At 75.0% G+C, this 18609-nt stretch carries 20 protein-coding genes; 10 read left to right on the top strand and 10 right to left on the bottom strand.

Annotation, left to right across the window (positions count from 1 at the left end):
- Nucleotides 1–45: 45 nt before the first annotated feature.
- From ACZ4MO_RS02225 to ACZ4MO_RS02210, 4 genes are all read left to right on the top strand, one after another.
- A complete protein-coding gene (locus tag ACZ4MO_RS02225) occupies nucleotides 46–1098 on the top strand; it encodes an MsnO8 family LLM class oxidoreductase (RefSeq protein ID WP_175007512.1) in 1053 nt (350 codons plus the stop codon).
- A 146-nt stretch (nucleotides 1099–1244) separates the two neighbouring features.
- Nucleotides 1245–1724, top strand: coding sequence for a DUF7832 domain-containing protein (locus tag ACZ4MO_RS02220; protein WP_175007511.1), 480 nt, complete (start codon nucleotides 1245–1247; stop codon nucleotides 1722–1724).
- Between the two features lies 1 nt (nucleotide 1725).
- Nucleotides 1726–2646, top strand: a complete 921-nt coding sequence (locus ACZ4MO_RS02215) for an MBL fold metallo-hydrolase (protein ID WP_175007510.1) — start codon at nucleotides 1726–1728, stop codon at nucleotides 2644–2646.
- Between the two features lie 29 nt (nucleotides 2647–2675).
- Nucleotides 2676–3548, top strand: coding sequence for an LLM class flavin-dependent oxidoreductase (locus tag ACZ4MO_RS02210; protein WP_175007509.1), 873 nt, complete (start codon nucleotides 2676–2678; stop codon nucleotides 3546–3548).
- On the opposite strand, the gene ACZ4MO_RS02205 is transcribed toward ACZ4MO_RS02210, so the two are convergent.
- Complete coding sequence (locus tag ACZ4MO_RS02205; RefSeq protein ID WP_175007508.1) at nucleotides 3535–3849, bottom strand: hypothetical protein; 315 nt, start codon at nucleotides 3847–3849, stop codon at nucleotides 3535–3537. The two genes, ACZ4MO_RS02210 and ACZ4MO_RS02205, sit on opposite strands and share 14 nt — an antisense overlap.
- 115 nt (nucleotides 3850–3964) lie before the next feature.
- Here ACZ4MO_RS02205 and ACZ4MO_RS02200 point away from each other — a divergent pair, with 115 nt between their 5' ends.
- Nucleotides 3965–4621, top strand: coding sequence for a DUF1345 domain-containing protein (locus tag ACZ4MO_RS02200; protein ID WP_255436934.1), 657 nt, complete (start codon nucleotides 3965–3967; stop codon nucleotides 4619–4621).
- Between the two features lie 11 nt (nucleotides 4622–4632).
- Here ACZ4MO_RS02200 and ACZ4MO_RS02195 read toward each other — a convergent pair whose 3' ends face one another.
- The 5 genes from ACZ4MO_RS02195 to ACZ4MO_RS02175 form a co-directional block, all read right to left on the bottom strand.
- Nucleotides 4633–5739: a GNAT family N-acetyltransferase gene (locus ACZ4MO_RS02195; protein WP_255436933.1), complete on the bottom strand. Its 1107-nt coding sequence runs from the start codon at nucleotides 5737–5739 to the stop codon at nucleotides 4633–4635.
- On the bottom strand, nucleotides 5736–6455 hold the full coding sequence (gene purQ, locus ACZ4MO_RS02190) for a phosphoribosylformylglycinamidine synthase subunit PurQ (protein WP_074805369.1): 720 nt from the start codon (nucleotides 6453–6455) through the stop codon (nucleotides 5736–5738). The genes ACZ4MO_RS02195 and purQ overlap by 4 nt, the downstream gene beginning before the upstream one ends.
- Nucleotides 6455–6742 (bottom strand): phosphoribosylformylglycinamidine synthase subunit PurS, encoded by a 288-nt coding sequence (purS, locus tag ACZ4MO_RS02185; protein ID WP_021483374.1) that lies wholly within the window; start codon nucleotides 6740–6742, stop codon nucleotides 6455–6457. The genes purQ and purS overlap by 1 nt, the downstream gene beginning before the upstream one ends.
- 178 nt (nucleotides 6743–6920) lie before the next feature.
- Entirely contained in the window at nucleotides 6921–7541 is a 621-nt protein-coding gene (locus ACZ4MO_RS02180; RefSeq protein ID WP_175007507.1) for a hypothetical protein, read from the bottom strand.
- Nucleotides 7538–7909, bottom strand: a complete 372-nt coding sequence (locus ACZ4MO_RS02175; protein ID WP_255436932.1) for a PadR family transcriptional regulator — start codon at nucleotides 7907–7909, stop codon at nucleotides 7538–7540. Before ACZ4MO_RS02175 ends, ACZ4MO_RS02180 begins: the two co-directional genes overlap by 4 nt.
- A gap of 174 nt (nucleotides 7910–8083) precedes the next feature.
- Here ACZ4MO_RS02175 and ACZ4MO_RS02170 point away from each other — a divergent pair, with 174 nt between their 5' ends.
- Nucleotides 8084–8443 carry an HNH endonuclease signature motif containing protein gene (locus tag ACZ4MO_RS02170; RefSeq protein WP_222592330.1) on the top strand — a complete coding sequence of 120 codons (360 nt, stop codon included), beginning with the start codon at nucleotides 8084–8086 and terminating at the stop codon, nucleotides 8441–8443.
- Between the two features lie 18 nt (nucleotides 8444–8461).
- Here ACZ4MO_RS02170 and ACZ4MO_RS02165 read toward each other — a convergent pair whose 3' ends face one another.
- A complete protein-coding gene (locus ACZ4MO_RS02165; protein WP_175007506.1) occupies nucleotides 8462–9454 on the bottom strand; it encodes a phosphoribosylaminoimidazolesuccinocarboxamide synthase in 993 nt (330 codons plus the stop codon).
- An 18-nt stretch (nucleotides 9455–9472) separates the two neighbouring features.
- Between ACZ4MO_RS02165 and ACZ4MO_RS02160 the strand changes: the two genes are divergently transcribed.
- Both ACZ4MO_RS02160 and ACZ4MO_RS02155 read left to right on the top strand, forming a co-directional pair.
- On the top strand, nucleotides 9473–10978 hold the full coding sequence (locus tag ACZ4MO_RS02160) for an AAA family ATPase (protein ID WP_175007505.1): 1506 nt from the start codon (nucleotides 9473–9475) through the stop codon (nucleotides 10976–10978).
- A gap of 346 nt (nucleotides 10979–11324) precedes the next feature.
- Nucleotides 11325–12461: an alpha-lytic protease prodomain-containing protein gene (locus ACZ4MO_RS02155; protein ID WP_175007504.1), complete on the top strand. Its 1137-nt coding sequence runs from the start codon at nucleotides 11325–11327 to the stop codon at nucleotides 12459–12461.
- Nucleotides 12462–12482: 21 nt separating this feature from the next.
- Here the strand turns inward: ACZ4MO_RS02155 and purD are convergent, their stop codons facing one another.
- A complete protein-coding gene (gene purD / locus ACZ4MO_RS02150; protein ID WP_175007503.1) occupies nucleotides 12483–13805 on the bottom strand; it encodes a phosphoribosylamine--glycine ligase in 1323 nt (440 codons plus the stop codon).
- 73 nt (nucleotides 13806–13878) lie between these two features.
- Complete coding sequence (locus tag ACZ4MO_RS02145) at nucleotides 13879–15165, bottom strand: adenylosuccinate synthase (protein ID WP_021482868.1); 1287 nt, start codon at nucleotides 15163–15165, stop codon at nucleotides 13879–13881.
- Between the two features lie 235 nt (nucleotides 15166–15400).
- Between ACZ4MO_RS02145 and ACZ4MO_RS02140 the strand changes: the two genes are divergently transcribed.
- A complete protein-coding gene (locus tag ACZ4MO_RS02140) occupies nucleotides 15401–15835 on the top strand; it encodes a DUF3151 family protein (RefSeq protein ID WP_175007502.1) in 435 nt (144 codons plus the stop codon).
- Nucleotides 15836–15907: 72 nt separating this feature from the next.
- Nucleotides 15908–16270, top strand: a complete 363-nt coding sequence (locus tag ACZ4MO_RS02135; RefSeq protein WP_043653881.1) for an STAS domain-containing protein — start codon at nucleotides 15908–15910, stop codon at nucleotides 16268–16270.
- A 15-nt stretch (nucleotides 16271–16285) separates the two neighbouring features.
- Here the strand turns inward: ACZ4MO_RS02135 and ACZ4MO_RS02130 are convergent, their stop codons facing one another.
- Nucleotides 16286–18505, bottom strand: a complete 2220-nt coding sequence (locus ACZ4MO_RS02130; RefSeq protein ID WP_175007501.1) for a SpoIIE family protein phosphatase — start codon at nucleotides 18503–18505, stop codon at nucleotides 16286–16288.
- Nucleotides 18506–18609: the final 104 nt, after the last annotated feature.

The raw sequence follows: 18609 nt of genomic DNA, 5'->3' as shown, positions 1-18609 counted from the left end.
GTCGCCCCGGGGAATGAGGCACGGGGGTGGCCGGTTGGCACCAGGGTGAGCACCCAGACCCCCCGCCTGTCCGTCCTCGACCTCGTGCCCGTCCGGTCGGGCCAGTCCAGCACCCAGGCGGTGCGAGCGTCGCTCGACCTCGTGCGCCTCGCCGACCGGCTCGGCTACGAGCGCTACTGGTTCGCCGAGCACCACAACATGCCCGCGGTCGCCGCCTCGACCCCGCCCGTCATGATCGCCGCGGCGGCGTCGGTGACGGACCGGATCCGCGTCGGCTCGGGCGGCGTCATGCTGCCCAACCACGCGCCGCTCGTCGTGGCCGAGCAGTTCGCCGCGCTCGAGGCGATCGCCCCCGGACGGGTCGACCTCGGCCTGGGCCGTGCGCCCGGCTCGGACCCGGTCGTCACGCAGCTGCTGCGCATCACCGGCCCCACGGCCGACGTCGACCGCTTCCCCCAGCACGTGACGGACATCCTCGCGCTCATGAGCCCGCAGGGCGCGACGCTGCGCCTCACGAGCGGGCAGGTCTACGACGTGCACGCGACGCCCGCCGCGGACGGCACCCCGACGGTCTGGCTGCTCGGGTCGAGCGACTACTCCGCGCGCCTCGCCGCCGAGCTGGGCCTGCCGTACGTGTTCGCGAACCACTTCTCGGGCCAGGGCATCGACGAGATCCTCGCCCTCTACCGCGAGGGCTACCGCCCGAGCGAGGCCTTCCCCGAGCCCCGCACGTTCCTCACCCTCAACGCCGTCGTCGCGGAGACCGACGACGAGGCGCGCGCCCGGGCGCTCCCCCAGGCCCGCATGATGGCGCGCCTGCGCACCGGCCAGGCGCTCACCGCGCTGGAGACCGTCGAGGAGGCGCAGGCCGCGCCGCTGGACGGCGCGGCCGGGCAGATGGTCGAGGACAGCCTGCGCCGCTGGGCCGTCGGGACGCCCGACGACGCGGCGGCCGAGGTCCGTCGGCTCGCCGAGCGCCACGGCGTGGACGAGGTCATGGTCGTGCCCGTCGCCGCGTCCCGCGCGGACGAGGCTCTCGACGCGACGCCGGGCCGCGCGCGCACCCTGGAGCTCCTCGCGGGAGCGCTCGCCGCCTGACCCGGAACCGCCGAGCACGACCTTGCTGTCGCTGAGCGCCCCCTCACGACAGCAAGGTCGTGCTCGACACGGAGCGAGGTCATGGTCGAGGTCGACGTGGTGGCAGGGGCGTGGTGGCGTCGGTGGGAGGCGGTAGCGTCGCGCGCATGACCACGAAGTACGACGACGCGTCCTGGCACTTCGACGGCGAGGGCTACCCGCCCGAGGCCGGCCCCGAGGCGGGCGCGACGCACATCGGCATGTTCCTCGCGTGGGCGGCGCTCTCCGGGCACGTGTCCGCGGAGCTCGAGGACGACTCCGCGGACGAGCTCGCCGCGCTGCGCGAGCGCACCACCACGCCGGGCGCGTTCGTGCACGAGTCGCGCGACGGCAAGCTCGTCGACGTCGACCTCGACGACGTCGGCGCCGCGTTCGCGAGCGCCTACTACGCGGGCGACGAGGACGACGGCGGCCTGTACCTCGAGGACTACGTGGACGCCGTGAGCCCTGGCGACGGGGAGCCCGAGGACGTGTACCGCGTCCCGGACACGTGGGAGACGTACGAGCTCGTCGCGCCGCTGATCGACGCGCGGTTCTCCCAGTGGGACGACGAGGGCCGCCCCGCGGTCCTGCGGCACCGCGCGTGACATGAGCGTCCCGACGCCCGTCACGCGCCTCGCCGCCGTCCTGCGCGCGGACAACCCCGGCCCCATGACGCTCGACGGCACGCGGTCGTACGTGCTGCGCGCGCCGGGCTCGGCGTCGTGCGTCGTCGTGGACCCGGGGCCCGACGACGCGGCCCACCTCGACGCGCTCGCCGCCGCCGGGCCGGTCGAGCTCGTGCTCGTGACCCACCGACACGCCGACCACACGGCCGGTTCCCCCGGGCTGCGCGCGCGCACCGGCGCCCCGGTGCGGGCGGCCGACCCGGACCGCTGCCACGGCGGCGCACCGCTGCGCGACGGCGAGGTGATCGAGGCCGCAGGCCTGCGGGTCGTGGTCCTCGCCACGCCCGGGCACACCGCCGACTCGGTCTGCCTCGTCCTGCCCGACGACGGCCCGGTCCCCCCGACCGACGACCGCACCTTCGGCACCCCGGACCCGGCCGACCCGGACCCGGACCCGGACCCGGACCCGGCACCGTCGGGCACGACGGTCCTCACCGGCGACACGGTGCTCGGGACGGGGACGACGGTGATCGCCGCACCCGACGGGTCGCTCGGCGCCTATCTCGCGAGCCTCGACGCGATCGGGGCCGTAGCGGGCAGTCCAGGCCCGGTGACCGGCCTCCCCGGCCACGGACCGGTCGTCGACGACCTCGCGGCGCGCGTGCGCGCGTACCGGGAGCACCGCCACGAGCGCCTCGCCCAGGTGCGGGACGTGCTGACCACGCTCGGCCTGGCCCCGGACGCCCGGGACGCGGTCGACCAGGTGGTCGCGCGGGTCTACGCCGACGTCGACCCCGCGGTGCGAGGAGCCGCCCGGCAGTCCGTCGCCGCGCAGCTCGCGTTCCTCGCCGGCGCGGGCGCGGGCGACGACACTCCGGGCGCCCCGAGCCACGACCGCTGACTGTCGGTGGCCTCGGGCACGATGACGGGATGACGACACCACGGCTCGGTATCGCGTTCGTACCCACCCACGCGCCGGAGAGCCTTCGGCGGCTCGCGACGACCGCGGAGGACGCCGGACTCGACGACCTCTGGGTGTGGGAGGACTGCTTCAAGCAGTCGGGCCTCGCCTCGGCCGCCGCGGCCCTCTCGTGGACGGACCGCGTGCGCGTCGGCATCGGGCTCATGCCCGCCCCGCTGCGCAGCACGGCGATCACGGCGATGGAGGTGGCGACGCTCGCGCGGATGTTCCCCGGCCGGCTCGTCGCGGGGGTCGGGCACGGCGTCCAGGAGTGGATGGGGCAGGCGGGGGTGCGCGTCGCGTCACCGCTGACGCTCCTGCGCGAGCACACGACGGCGCTGCGCCGCCTGCTCGTGGGCGAGGAGGTCACGACGGACGGCCGGTACGTCACGCTCGACGCCGTCCGTCTCGACTGGCCGCCCACGGAGCCCGTCCCGCTGTGGCTGGGCGGGTCCGGACCGCGGACGCTCGCGCTGGCCGGTGAGCTCGGCGACGGTCTCATCCTCACGAACGCGCTGACCCCCGAGGACGTGCGGAGCGCCGCGGACGTCGCGCGCGAGGGCGGCGCGGGCGCGGGGTTCGACGTCCACGCGACGCTCATCGCTGCGACGGGGCCGGACGCGCAGGCACGGGTCGACCGCGAGCTGCCGGTGTGGGGCGCGGAGCCCGGTCGAGGCATCGGCGCCGCAGGCGACGCCCAGGCGGTCGCGGCGGGGATCCTTGCCCTCGCGGAGGCGGGCGCGACAGCCGTGGCGGTCCAGCCGACCGCGGACGAACCCGACGTCGAGGCGTTCGTGCGCTTCCTCGGGCACGAGGTCGCGCCGCTGCTCAGCTCCCGCTGACGCGCCCGGAGTCGCCCTGAGGGCTCGCGGCGTCGGGCCGCTGGCGCAGGCCGTGGACGAGCGCCACGACGGCGCACACCAGCGCGACGGCGCCGACTGCGAGGGCGAGACGAGCGGGGAAGGCGGCGTAGAGGTCGGTCACCTCGCCGACCGGGAGGCCCCAGCCCGCCGCGGTCTCCCGCACCTCGGCAGCGAGCGCGCCGACCCGTCCGGGCACGCGCGCCACGGCTGCGGAGACCCACCCGAGCAGCTCGAGGACGACGGAGGCCACGGAGTGGGCGCCGGACGCGAGGGGGATCACCGGGCCACCCTAGCGGAACCGGACAGCGCGGTCATATGCGGCACGCCCCTGCGGGCACTCTCCTGCGTCTCGACCCGGTCCCGCGCGGCGTCCCGGACGATGCTTGACTGGTGCCGTGCCCTCGACCACCACGCCCCGACCGGGCCGCGGCCGGTTCCGCGACGCGCCCCCTGCGATCCGGTTGCTGGTGGGGGTGGTGCTGGGGGTCGCCGTGGCCGTCGGTATCTGGACCGTGACCCATCCGCCGGTCGCGGTCGTCCTCGGGTGGGCCGGGACCGCGGCGACGTTCACGGCGTGGACATGGTGCACGGTGTGGCCCATGGAGGCGACGGAGACCGCGACCCACGCGACGCGCGAGGAACCGACGCGTGCCGTCACGCACCTCATCGTCCTCGCGGCCGCGGTCGCGAGCGTGGTCATCGTCGGCCTCGTGCTGGTGACGTCGAGCCAGTCCGGGCGTGCTGTCACCGCCGGGATCGCGGTCCTCGGCGTGGTCGTCTCGTGGGCGACGGTCCACACGATCTTCGGGCTGACGTACGCCCGCCTGTACTACACCGGGGTGGACGGGGGGATCGACTTCCACCAGCCGGAGCCGCCCCGGTACACGGACTTCCTCTACATCGGCTTCACGGTGGGCATGAGCTTCGCGATCTCCGACACGGACCTCGAGTCGTCCGAGATGCGCCGGGTCGCGCTAGGGCACGCCCTCCTGTCGTACCTCTTCGGCTCGGTCGTCCTGGCCGGGCTGGTCAACCTCGTCGCGGGCATGTGAGAGGACGCGCGTCAGCCGAGGCGCTTCGCGAAGCAGAGCGCCACAGGGTTCTCGTCGTAGGGAGGGAAGGGCTGTACCGCGCGGTAGCCCGACCCGCGGTACAGCGCGACGGCACCAGGCTGACGGATCCCGGTCTCCAGCAGGAGGGTGACCGTCCCACGCTCGCGCGCGGCCGCCTCCAGCCCGTCGAGAAGCCGACGCGCGGCCCCGGAGCGCCGGGCGCGCTCGCGCACGAAGACCTTCTTCACCTCGAGCGCGTCCTGCGGCGCGCCGGGCTCGGGACGCCGCAGCGATGCGCACCCGAGCGCCTCGTCGTCCCGGTACGCCACGAGGGTCAGGACGACGTCCGTGCCCAGGCGCGCGTCCACGGCCTCGAAGCCCCCGGCGGCGTCGAGCCCCTCGAAGAGCTCGGGGTACAGCACGGCCGACGACGTCTCCTGCATCTCACGGCGCAGCGCGGTCGCGTCGGGGTCCTCCCACGGGACGGCACGGAGCACGACAGCCCCGGCGACCGGGGCTCCCGCTACGGCGCCGGGACCTGGTCCCGCGGCACCCTGCCGGTCGGCCGATCCCGGCGCGGCGGCCCGCTCCGTGCGCAGGTCGAGCGCGAAGCAGCGCGAGAGCGGCTGCCCGGCGTAGTGGCCGTACGACTCGATCGGCACGTAGCCGAGCGAGAGGTAGAGGTCGATGGACTCCGGCTGGAGCGTCCCCGTCTCGAGCACGAGCCGGTCGAGGCCCGCGGCGACCGCGCGCTCGTGCAGCGCGCGCATCGCGGTGCGGGCGTGCCCGCGGCCCCGGTGGGCGGGCTCGACGTACAGGCGCTTCACCTCGCCGGTCCGCGCCGGGTGCGCGCCGCCGCGTCCGTCCGGCGTGCCGGAGACGTCGCGCAGCGCGACGAACGCGACCGGTTCGCCGTGGTCCCGGACCACGACGTTCGCGAGCGCCGCCTCAGGGGTGAACGTCCCGGCGTCGGGCTCGCCGTAGCGCACGGCCAGCTCCGCCTGCTGTCGCGACCGCAGCCGTTCGGCCGCGGCGTCGTCCGCCGGGACCGTCGCCACGGTGACGGCCCCGGCCCCGGGGTGCCGGGCGCCGTCGGGCAGGACGCGCGGGAGCGTCACGCGCGGACGAGCGCGCCCAGGACCGACGTGAAGAACCCGAGGCCGTCGGTGCCGGCGCGCGGGCCGGCCGCGGCGGCAGGGCCGAAGCCGGGCTCGACGGCGTGCTCGGGGTGGGGCATGAGCCCGACGACGTTGCCCGCCGCGTTCGTGATGCCCGCGATGCCGCGGCGCGACCCGTTGGGGTTCCAGCCGTCGTAGCGGAAGACGACGCGCCCCTCGGCCTCGAGCTCGTCGAGCGTCCGCTCGTCGGCGACGAACTGCCCGTCCTGGTTCTTCAGCGGGATCGTGATGCGCTGGCCGGCCGTGTAGTCGCGCGTCCAGGCGGTGTCGGCGTTCTCGACCACGAGGACCTGCTCGCGGCACACGAAGTGCAGGTGGTCGTTCTTGACCATCGAGCCCGGGAGCAGGTGCGCCTCGGTGAGGATCTGGAAGCCGTTGCAGATGCCGAGCACGGGCATGCCGCCCTTCGCGGCGTCGACGACCGACTCCATGACCGGCGCGAAGCGGCTGATCGCGCCCGCGCGCAGGTAGTCGCCGTAGGAGAAGCCGCCGGGCAGGACGACCGCGTCCACACCGTGCAGGTCGGCGTCCGCGTGCCAGAGCGACACGGCCTCGCCACCCGCGAGGCGCACCGCGCGCGCGGCGTCGCGGTCGTCGAGCGTGCCGGGGAAGGTGACGACGCCGACCGTGGCCGTCGCGAGAGCCGCGGTGGACATCAGGCGAGACCCTGCGACGTGATCGTCGCGGCGGCGTCCGTCTCGATGTCGGCGACGCGCACGACGTCCTCGATCACGGGGTTCGACAGGAGCTTCACCGCGGCCTCCTCGGCTGCGGCGAGGACCTCCGGCGTCACCGGCCCCTCGACCTCGAGCTCGAACCGCTTGCCCTGGCGGACGGACGTGAACTGGGTGAAGCCGAGGCGCGGCAGCGCCCCGACGACGGCCTTGCCCTGCGGGTCCAGGATCTCGGGCTTGGGCATGACCTCGACGACGACGCGTCCCACGGGGGCTCCTTGGCGAGAGTGTTCGGGAGGGCCGGGGCTCCGGGATCCCGGCCACGTCACGGGCGTCGAGGACGCCCGGGAGGACGGGACGAGCGGGAGCCGACGGCGGGATTCCGCGTCCAGTCTAGCGGGCGTACGCACGCGTCCGGACGGGCGTCCGCACGGTGAGCGGGCGCGCTCAGCCGCCCGCGGTGCGACGTCGATCCGGGGAGTCGGCGGGGATGTTGCCGTCGAGCACGTGCTTGCGCCAGGCCCGGTCGACGTGGGACCGGCGGAACAGGAACCCGCTCACGAGCGCAGCCGCGCACCACAGGACGCCCATCCAGAGGCCCGGCCGGGTGACGTCGTACGAGAACAGCGCATGGCCCAGGACAGGCCACCCGTAGAACACCGCCAGCGCGGTCCCCAGGCTGCCCAGGGTGACGCGCCAGGGGTACAGCGCCCCGTGGATGTCGTCGGCGACCCACCACCAGTACCGCGCGGGGAGCCGCATGTCGAGCGACCGGTAGAGCAGCCAGCGCCCGAGCGGCGGATGCTCGCGCCACCGCAGCGCCCACCCCGCGCGCACGAGGCCCCACGCCTCGCGCGCGCCGATGCCGCGGGGAGCGGCGCCGTCGCCCGGCTCGGGGGCCAGGTCGAGCAGGACGGCGAGCGCCTCGTCGGCGTGCAGGTCGCGCCAGCGCGGGGGGTAGGCGCGCAGCCAGAACCGCGCGGACCGCTCGTACCGGTCCGCGCCACGCGACCAGCGCGCGGGGCGGCCGGGAGGCGCGCCGTCGGCGCCGGCCCGTCGCCCGCTCACGCGCCGCTCCCCGCGAGCCCGTCGGCAGCACCTCGGCCGGCGCCCCGGGAGAGCGACCGGCGCGCGCGCTCGGCGAGCTCGGCGAGGCGGAGGGTCTCGGCGCGGGCGGCGCGGCGCCCGTCGTCGGTCGCGCGGTAGTAGCGACGCAGCCGGCCGTCGATGACCTCCTCGCCCGTCGGCTCGACGAGCCCGGCCGCGACGAGGCGGTCGAGGTTCCCGTAGAGGGTGCCCGCGCCGAGGCGTGTGCGCCCGTCGGAGAGCTCGCGCACCGACCGGATGACGGCGTACCCGTGGAGCGCCTCGCCGCTGAGGACGAGGAGCACGAGGTACGCCTGCTCCGTCATGCGGAACGGGGTCGAGTGCGTCACGGTCGATATATATCGCTCGACGACCTATGCGCGCAAGCGCTCGACGCGTGTCAGAGGGTGCCGTTACTCTCGAACACGTGTTCGAGAAGCACGCTCGGGCACGGTGCGAGGGCGGGGTCCTGCCCCTTCCCCGCCCTCGCACGACCCTCGCCCGACGACGCACGGAGGCCCACCATGGACGCACCGGCAGCACCCGTCCCGACGATCGAGCGCGGCCGTTCGCGGCCCGAGCCGGCCACCGTGGCGCGCGTCCTCGCGCGCGACGGGACGTGCGTCTTCCCGGGCTGTCGCGTGCCGGCGTTCCGCTGCGACCTCGACCACGTCGTCGCCCCGCGGCCGGGCACAGGCACAGGCACGGACGACGACGCGGGGTCCGCCCACGAGGCCGGCAACCTCGTCGCGCTGTGCCGCCACCACCGGGTCGTCCGCGCGCGCGACGGCTGGCGCCCGGCGCTGCTCACCGACGGTTCCGTGCGGTGGACCGCGCCGAGCGGGCACACCTACCTCCGGCCCGGCACCCTCCGGACCGCATGAGGCGTCAGGAGCGAGGCGTCAGGCCAGCGTCGAGCCGGTGAGCCGCTCGTACGCCTCGAGGTAGCGCGCGCGGGTGCGCGCGACGACGTCGGCCGGGATCGACGGCGGCGGGGTGTCCGCGGCGCGGTCCCAGCCCGAGGCGGGCGACGTGAGCCAGTCGCGCACGAACTGCTTGTCGAAGCTCGGCTGCGCGCGGCCCGGCTCCCACTGGTCTGCCGGCCAGAAGCGCGACGAGTCGGGCGTCAGCACCTCGTCGCCGAGCACGGTCTCCCCGGTCGCCGGGTCCACGCCGAACTCGAGCTTGGTGTCCGCGAGGATCACACCGCGATCGCGCGCGATCGCCTCGGCGCGCGCGTACACGGCGAGCGTGAGGTCGCGCAGGCGCGTGGCGTCGTCGAGGCCGATCTGCTCGGCCACGACGTCGAACGAGACGTTCTCGTCGTGCTCGCCCACCGCCGCCTTCGTCGCGGGCGTGAAGATCGGCTCGGGCAGGCGCGACCCGTCGACGAGGCCGTCGGGCAGCGGCACGCCGCACACCTCCCCGCCTGCGCGGTACTCCACGAGGCCGGAGCCCGTCAGGTACCCGCGCACCACGCACTCGACGGGGAACATGTCGAGGCGACGGCAGATCATCGCGCGGCCGGCGACGACGTCGGGCACGAGGCCGTCACCCGGCACCGCCGAGACCGCGGTCGAGACGACGTGGTTCGGCACGAGGTCCGCGAGCTGCTCGAACCACCACAGGCTGAGCTGCGTGAGCACGACGCCCTTGTCCGGGATGCCGGGCGACAGCACGTGGTCGTAGGCGCTGACCCGGTCGCTCGCGACGACGAGCACGACGTCGCCCAGGGGGTGCACGCCCCCCACGGCAGGCAGGTCCGGGACGTACAGGTCGCGCACCTTGCCCGAGTACGCGTGCGTCCAGCCGGGAAGGTCGAGCGCGGCGGTGTCGAGGGCGTCGGCCTCGCCGAGCGAGAGCGCCGAGCCGGGATCCTGCGGGGTGGAGGTCACGGCCCCTAGTGTCGCACCATGCGATTCGCACCCGGCCCCGCGTCCACCTCCGGAACCGACTCCGGCGCGCACCCCACCCCGCCCGAGGACGGCGACCGCGCCGGGCGCGCGACGGACGACCCGCGGGTGCGCGACTTCCTCGCGACGTTCTCGGCCTTCATGGAGACGGCCAACGAGCAGGCCCAGAAGCAGCGGGTGGACGCCGGGCCGTCCGTCGCGGACGTGCTGCGCGAGCACCTGGGCTCCGACCCGCGCGCGATCGCGGTCGTCACCGAGACGGTGTCGACGCTGCGCAGCGTCGACGCGGACGTCGCGATCGAGGCCGTCGTCACGCGTCACGGCGGAGGACGCGTCGTGGGCGTCGGCGGCGGCGAGCAGCGGATGCACACGTCGTTCTCCGAGATCGTCGAGCACTCCGCCCTGTGGCGTCAGTTCCCCGTCGGCGCGGTCGACTACGCGCGCGCGGCGACGGGCCCCGAGAGCGAGCGCCGCACCGTCTCCTTCGGGCTCCACCTCTTCGCGTACGCGGGCACGCCCGTCGCGCTCCTGCAGCGCGCGGCGAACCCGCGGCACGGCAACGAGGGCAGCGTCGAGGTCATGTGCCCCGAGGAGGACGCCGCCCTGTCGCTCCTCGCGGAGCTCCGGGCCGCGATGGTCGAGCACAGCGTGCTGCGCGGCCAGGTCGTGACCTTCACGGCGTCGGACTATGGCGCGCAGGCCGGCGGCATGACGTTCCTGCCCCGGGACCGGGTCCCGGCGACGGACGTCGTGCTCCCGGACGGCACGCTGAGCAGGATCGAGCGCCAGGTGCTCGGCGTCGCGCGGCACCGCACGGAGCTCCTCGCGGCGGGCCAGCACCTCAAGCGCGGCGTCCTGCTCTACGGCCCGCCCGGGACCGGCAAGACGCACACCGTCCGCCACCTGGTCGGGGAGAGCCCGGGCACGACAGTCATCGTCCTCGCGGGCGGTGCGCTGCGGCTCGTCCGGCTCGCCGCCGAGACGGCTCGCGCGCTGCAGCCCGCGATCATCGTGCTCGAGGACTGCGACCTCATCGCCGAGGACCGCTCGTTCCACGACGGCCCGCAGCCGCTGCTGTTCGAGGTGCTGGACGCGATGGACGGCCTCGGCAGCGACTCCGACGTCGCGTTCGTCCTGACGACGAACCGGGCCGACCTCCTGGAGCGCGCGCTCGCGCAGCGGCCCGGCCGGGTCGACCTCGCGGTCGAGATCCCGCTGCCGGACGCGTCGGCGCGGCTGCGGCTGTTCGAGCTCTACCGCGGCGACCTGCCGTTCACCTCCGGAGCGCTCGCCGACGCCGCCGACCGCACGGACGGCGTGACCGCCTCCTTCGTCAAGGAGGTCGTCCGGCGAGCCGTGCTGCGCGCGGTCGAGGCCGGGCACGACGTGGGCGACGAGGATCTCCGGTCGGCCGTGCACGAGATGACCGCCGACGCCGAGCGCATCACGCGCTCGCTGCTCGGCTCGTCGCCGGATCTCCTCGACGACGGATCGCTCGAGCCCTGACCGGCGACGGCCGTCCTCCGGGGCCGTCGGGCCGGGGCGGACCTGCCAGCCCGCGCCGAACCTCCCGCCCGCGGCTACTGTCCCCAGAGAACGACCGTGGGCACGCTCCCCCGCCGTAGGGCGCCGCTCAGGACCGCCTCCCGCGTGCGCACGTCTCGTCCCGGCTGCGCCGACGGCAGCGGCCGTCACCGGAACGGAGGACGCACCGATGCACCACCCCAGGACAGCGCTATCGGCAGGACTGGTGGTGCTCGTCGCGAGCGCGGGCCTCGCCGAGACCGCGCGGGCGAGCGCGCCACCGACGGAGAGCGTCTCCCTGTCCGCGCCTGGCACGGCCCCCGGACGCGTGACCACACCGACGACGGACCGCGGCTCCGGCGGCCTGCCGGCGGGGCAGCTGCGCGCGCTCGAGCTCGACCTCGGGCTCGACCCCGCGGAGGTCGACGACCGGCTCGCGCTCGACGCCGCGACCGCCACGGTCGAACGCACGCTGAGCGGCGAGCTCGGCGCCGTGTACGCCGGGACGTGGGTCGACGCCGAGGCAGGGACGCCCGTCGTCGCCGTGACCGACCCCGCAGCCGTCGCGGACGTGGAGGCGGCCGGCGCCACGGCCCTCGTCGTGGACCGGAGCCGGGCCGAGCTCGACGACGTCGCGGCGCAGCTCGAGACGACCAGGACGCCCGACGCCGTCCAGGCCTGGTACGTGGACGTCACCACGAACGAGGTCGTCGTCGAGTCGCTCGACCCCGCGGCCGCGGAGGCGTTCGTCGAGGCGTCGGGGACCGACGGGTCCGCCGTGCGCACCGAGGTCGTCGACGCGCCGTACGAGCCGGCGGCCGACGTGCGGGGCGGGGACCGCTACATCTCCCGGGACCCCGGCGGGTGGTCCGGGTCGGCGTGCTCGATCGGCTTCGCCGTCCAGGGCGGGTTCGTCACGGCGGGGCACTGCGGCGCGGCGGGCAAGGAGGTGCTCACCGCGAGCTGGGCGCGGATGGGCACGGTCCAGGCCGCGTCGTTCCCCGGCCACGACTACGCGTGGGCGCGCGTCGACGCCAGGTTCTCGCCCGTCCCGCGGGTGAACGACTACGCGGGCGGCACGGTCGACGTCGCCGGCTCGACCGAGGCGCCCGTGGGAGCGTCGGTGTGCCGCTCGGGTGCCACGACCGGCTGGCGCTGCGGCGTCATCGAGCAGAAGAACATCACCGTCAACTACGGCACCGGCACCGTCTCCGGCCTCGCGCGCGGCAGCGCGTGCGCGGAGGGTGGCGACTCGGGCGGCTCGGTCGTCTCGGGCGACCAGGCGCAGGGCGTCACGTCGGGGCGCGTCAAGGACTGCTCCAACGGCGGCTCGTTCGTCTACCAGCCCGTCAACCCGATCCTGTCCGCCTACGGCCTGTCGCTCGTCACGACGAAGGGCACGGCGGGCAGCGCCCTCGCGGGGTTGGCGGGGGCGGTGAACCGAGACCCCTGGTTCCGCCGGTAGCGACGGTCGCCGGACGCGCCGTCAGCCCGCGAGCGTGACCTCGCCCGCGGCAGCGCGGGCCGCGATGTCGTCGCGGTGGTGCGAGCCGGGGAGCACGATGCGGTCGACCGCCGCGTACGCGCGACGGCGGGCCTCGGCGAGGTCCGCGCCGCGCGCCACGACCGAGAGCACGCGCCCGCCCGCGGCGACGAGGCCGCCGTCGTCCGTGCGCGCGGTCCCGGCGTGCAGCACGTGGACGCCCTCGACGTCCTCCGCCGCCTCGATCCCCGTGATCGGGTCGCCGCCGCGGACGGCGCCCGGGTAGCCGTGCGCCGCGACGACGACGGTGACCGACGCGTCGTCGTGCCAGCGCAGCGGGCCGATCTCGGCGAGCCGCCCCTGCGCCGCCGCGAGCATGACCGCGGACAGCGGCGTCGCGAGGCGCGTGAGCACGGACTGCGTCTCCGGGTCGCCGAAGCGCGCGTTGAACTCCACGACGCGCGTGCCGCGGCTCGTCAGCGCGAGGCCCACGTAGAGCACGCCGACGAACGGGGTGCCGCGCCGCGCCATCTCGTCGATCGTCGGCTGCGCGACGCGCGTGACGACCTCCTCGACCAGGCCCTCGGGCGCCCACGGCAGCGGGCTGTACGCGCCCATGCCGCCCGTGTTGGGCCCCGCGTCGGCGTCGAACGCGCGCTTGAAGTCCTGCGCGGGCGCGAGCGGCACGACGGTCGCGCCGTCGCTCACGCAGAAGAGCGAGACCTCGGGGCCGTCGAGGTACTCCTCGACGACGACGCACGGGTCCTCGGGCGTGCCGTCCGCGGCGCGGCGCGGCGTCGCGAAGCACGCGGCGGCGTGCTCGAGCGCGGCCTGACGGTCCTCCGTGACGACCACGCCCTTGCCGGCGGCCAGGCCGTCGTCCTTGATGACGTAGGGCGCGCCGAACGCGTCGACAGCGGCCGCGACCTCGTCGACATCGCTGCACACGTGCGCGAGCGCCGTGGGGACCGACGCCGCGGCCATCACGTCCTTCGCGAACGCCTTGGAGCCCTCGAGCCGCGCGGCCTCCGCGCTCGGCCCGAACACGGGGACGCCGGCCTCGCGCACCGCGTCCCCGACACCCGCGACGAGCGGCGCCTCCGGGCCGACGACGACGAGGTCGACGTCGAGGTCCGTCGCGAGCGCGGCCACCGCGGCGCCGTCGTTCTGGTCCACCGCGTGCAGCGTCGCGAGGTCCCCGATGCCCGGGTTCCCCGGGGCGGCGTGCAGCTCGTGGCGCTCCGCGCCCGGGCGGTCGGCCTCGTGCGCGAGGGCGTGGACGATGGCGTGCTCGCGGGCACCGGTCCCGACGACGAGGATCTTCACGGGCGCCGAGTCTACCGAGACGGCCCGGACACCCCGCGGGGCGTCCGGGCCGTGGTCGGCGGGGGTCGTCGGCTCAGTGGATGAGGTCGTGGCGCGGGATGATCGCGTCACGGCTCGGGCCGACGCCGATCGCGGAGATCCGCGTGCCCGACATCTCCTCCAGCGCGTGCACGTAGCGCTGCGCGTTGACCGGCAGGTCGTCGAACGTGCGGGCGCCGGAGATGTCCTCCCACCAGCCGTCGAGCTCCTCGTAGATCGGCTTCGCGTGGTGGAACGCCGTCTGGTCGAGCGGCATCTCGTCGTACCGGACGCCGTCCACGTCGTACGCGACGCACACCGGCACCTTCTCGAAGCCGGTGAGGATGTCGAGCTTGGTGAGCACCATGTCGGTGATGCCGTTGACGCGGGTCGCGTAGCGCGCGATCACCGAGTCGTACCAGCCGCAGCGGCGCGCGCGGCCCGTCGTGACGCCGTACTCGCCGCCCTGCTTGAGCAGGTACTCGCCGTTCGCGTCGAACAGCTCGGTCGGGAACGGGCCCTCGCCCACGCGCGTGGTGTACGCCTTGATGACGCCGATGACGGAGCTGATGCGCGTCGGCCCGACGCCGGAGCCCGTGAGCGCGCCGCCCGCGGTCGCGTTGGACGACGTGACGAACGGGTACGTCCCGTGGTCGACGTCGAGCATGGTGGCCTGCCCGCCCTCGAAGAGGACGTTCTTGCCCGCGTCGAGCGCCTTGTTCAGCTCGAGCGCGGTGTCCGCGACCATCGGCTTGAGCCGGTCGGCGTACTGCAGCAGCTCGGCCACCGTCTCGTCGACCGTGATGGCGCGACGGTTGTACACCTTGACCAGCAGGTGGTTCTTCTGGTCGAGCGAGCCCTCGATCTTCTCCGCGAGGATCTTCTCGTCGAACAGGTCCCAGATGCGGATGCCGACGCGGTTGATCTTGTCCGCGTACGCCGGCCCGATGCCGCGGCCCGTGGTGCCGATGCGGCGCTTGCCGAGGAACCGCTCGCTCACCTTGTCGATCGTGCGGTGGTAGCCGGCGATGACGTGCGCGGAGCCCGAGACGAGCAGGCGCGAGACGTCCACGCCGCGCGAGATCAGGTCGTCGAGCTCCTGGAACAGCACCTCGATGTCGACGACGACGCCGTTCGCGATGACCGGCGTGACCCCCGGGGACAGGATGCCCGACGGCAGCAGGTGGAGCGCGTACTTCTCGTCCCCGATGACGACCGTGTGGCCGGCGTTGTTGCCGCCGTTGAACTTGACCACGTAGTCGACCCGGGACCCGAGGAGGTCGGTCGCCTTGCCCTTGCCCTCATCGCCCCACTGGGCACCGACGAGCACCACGCCTGGCATGGAATCCCCACTTTCGCACTGCCTGTTCCTCGGGCCGGTCATGGTCGTGGGCGCGCACCGGCGTCCGGAGCGGAGCGGGCACGGGGTGCCCGACGGCGCCGGGCCCGCGGGCCCGAGGCGTCTCCCGGGCGGCAGAGACCCGGGGACCGGCGCCGAGTTTACCGGTCGGATGACGGAAATTGACCTTGGAGGCGTGGATCGACCGCGTCACGCCCGGGATGGGCAGAATGGCCTCATGAGCGACACGCACGCGAACCTCCTCGGCGGCCCCGCACCGGTCCGCCTCCCCGACGACTACGCGCACGTCCGCGACGCCATCGCGGCCGACGGCGACCCGTACGAGATCGCGGGCCGCTCGCCCGCGAGCTCGCTCGCGTGGGCCTACCTCGCCGAGGACTTCCTCCACGAGAACGGCTCGCGCGGCGCGGTGACGGCCTACGCGTTCGCGCGCACCGGCTACCACCGCGGGCTGGACTCCCTGCGGCGCGCCGGCTGGCGCGGCCAGGGCCCGATCCCGGCCGACCACGTGCCGAACCAGGGCTTCCTGCGGGCTCTCCTGGCCCTCGCCGAGTGCGCCGCGTACCTCGGCGAGATCGAGGAGGCGGAGCGCTGCGAGCAGTTCCTGCGCGACGCCGGGACCTCGGCCGACGAGGTGCGTGCGCTGCGCTGACCGGCCGCGCGTCCGCCCGGCGAGCACCGGGTGGGCGCGCGACGCACCCGGGCGGCGTCTAGAGTCGTGGACATGATCGAGATCGCCACGTCCCCCGCGACGACGACCCTCGTCATCGCCGGAGACCTCGATCTCGCCGAGCGCGACCAGTTCCCGGAGATCGCGGCACGCGTCGTCGGGCTGCGCCGTCAGCTCCTCGTCATCGACATGTGCCGCGTGACGTTCATGGACTCCACCGGCGCGGCGTTCCTCATCTCGCTCGCCGACGCCGGTCGCAAGCGCGGCGGTGCGACGGTGCTGCGCGGCTGCGACGACCGGGACCTGTTCGTCCTCGAGGTGTGCGGAGCGCTCGAGCTGTTCCGCATCGACAACGACCACCGCTGCGAGCCCGCGACACCGCCGTCCGGCTTCGCCAAGGTCGAGCCCCCGGCCTGACGCCGTCGGGCCGCGCTACCGCCCCGAGGGCCGCAGGGTCGCCCACACGAGCTTGCCCGACGCCGTCGGGCGCCATCCCCAGTCGGCGAGCCGCTCGACGATCTGCATGCCGAAGCCGCCCATGCGGTTCGGGTGGCCGTCCGTCGGGACGGGCGGCGCCGGGTTGGAGTCCTCGACCTCGACGCGGATGCCGTCGCCCGTGTCGAACAGGCGCAGCGCGAGGTGGCCCCACCCGTGCAGCACGCCGTTCGCGACGAGCTCGGAGACGACGAGCTCCGCGTTCGCGCTCTCCCGCACGCCCCACGCCTGGCACGTGCGCACGACGGCGTGCCGCGCGCGCCCGATGGACGCAGGCTCGCTCGGCAGGAGCCAGCGACGGCTGCGCGGGCTCAGCACGACCGCGGACGCGTCCCGCTGCGGGTCGGGGATGCGCACGACGACGAGCGCGACGTCGTCCTCGGGGGCGTCCGCCAGGCGCGACAGGAGCTCCTCGCCCACGCCCGCGGCGTCGACGGCCGTGACGGCCTCGGACGCCGCCACGAGCGCCTCCAGGCCGACCCGCAGCGCGCGGTCGCGGCGCTCGATGAGGCCGTCGGTGTAGAACACGAGCGTGTCGCCCGGCACGAGCGTCGCGACGCCCGTCGAGCGGCTGCGGCCGCCGAAGCCGACGAGCGCTCCCCCGGCGTCGTCGAGCTGTGTCACGGTGCCGTCGCGCAGCAGGAGCGGCGGCAGGTGGCCGGCGCGCGAGTACTCGATCCGCCACGCGTCCTCGGGCTGCGCGGCGTCCGGCTGCGTGAGCGCCGCGTACACGAGGCTCGCGGACCGCGGGATCCGCATGCCCTGGACGAGCTGGTCGACGCGCTCGAGCACGGGGCCCGGCGTCGTGAGCTCGTACGCGTACGAGCGCACCACCGAGCGGAGCTGGCCCATGGCGGCCGCGGCCTCGACGTCGTGCCCCACGACGTCGCCGATGACGAGGCCGACGACGTCCGGCGCGATCTGCAGGACGTCGTACCAGTCGCCGCCCACCTGGGCGTGCTCGGAGTTCGGCGCGTAGTACGTCCACACGTCGAGGCCCGTGACGTCGGCCTGCTCGGGGAGCATCGCGCGCTGGAGGGTCTCGGCGAGCCGGTGCTCGCGCGCGTAGAGGCGCACGTTGTCGATCGCGGTGCCGGCCCGGCGGGCGATGACCTGCAGCAGCGTGCGCACGCCCTCGCGGGCCTCCGCGTCCGTGCCGAACCCCTGCGGCGGGGTGTCCGGAAGGTCACCCGTGACGAGCAGGCCGAGGATGCGCCGCCGCCCCGGGACGGCGGACACCGTCACGGAACCCGGCGGCCGCGCGAGCCCGGAGAGCCGGTGGTGGAGGTCGCGCTGGAGCCAGCCCGAGGCCGACCACTGCGGGTAGGTGGCGGACAGGTCGAGCGTCACCGGGCCCTCGATGCGCCCGTCGAGCACGTCCTGGACACGGTCGGGCACGTCCACGCGGACGCGCGGCACCGAGCCGGTGACGGCCGCCGAGTCGCCGAGCGCGTCGGTCGTGTGCACGCCCGAGGCCAGGGGCAGGACGCCGGGCGTGTAGCGGCCGTGCCGCTGGCCGCGCCCGCTCGGCGGCGCCGCCGTGTCGACGCCCTCCGCGTACCGCAGGCCATCGTCGTTGAGGTAGAAGCCCGCCCAGTCGACGACGTACCCCGCGAGCAGCGCCGTGATGTCGCGCAGCGCGTACGGCTGGTCGAGGTCGGCGAGGAGGTCGGAGCTGCGGGAGACGACGTCGAGCACCGCGCGCTCGCGCCGCTCGAGCGCGAGCGACGCGACCTGGGCGGCGTACCGGTCGAGGTGCTCGGAGACGTCGACCTGCGCACCGACCCAGTGGGTCACCGCGCCGTCCGGTCCGGTGAGGGGCGCGAGCGACAGCTGCGTCCACACCGCCACCCCGTCGCGACGGAAGGTGCGCACCGTGTAGGTGAGCTCGCGCTCGTCGGCCACGGCGGAGCGGAGCTGCTGCGCGTCGACGGGGTTCGCGAGGAGCGACTCGAGGACCTGGGGGCTGCGGCCGAGGACCTCGGCGGCGGTGAACCCGGTCTGTCGCTCGAACGCGCGGTTGACCCAGACGATCGGCATCTCCGCCGATCGCGGGCCCGTGACGAACATCGCGACCCCGGTCGCGTCCATCGCGCGCGTGCACAGCTCCTGGACGTGCGCGGGCAGGTCGGTGCCGAGCCCCGGCGAGCTGCCCATCGTCACCTCCGACGGTCCGAGCGTCGATCGTCTGGAAACGGACGCCACGGTCGCGTTACTGTCCCGACTGGACATTCAACCGTAGATTGGTGCTTCCCGAGACC

This window comes from Sphaerisporangium cinnabarinum (genome assembly GCF_055567015.1).
Note: the sequence above shows the minus strand (reverse complement) of the source record. Positions and strands in the feature narration are given on the sequence as shown.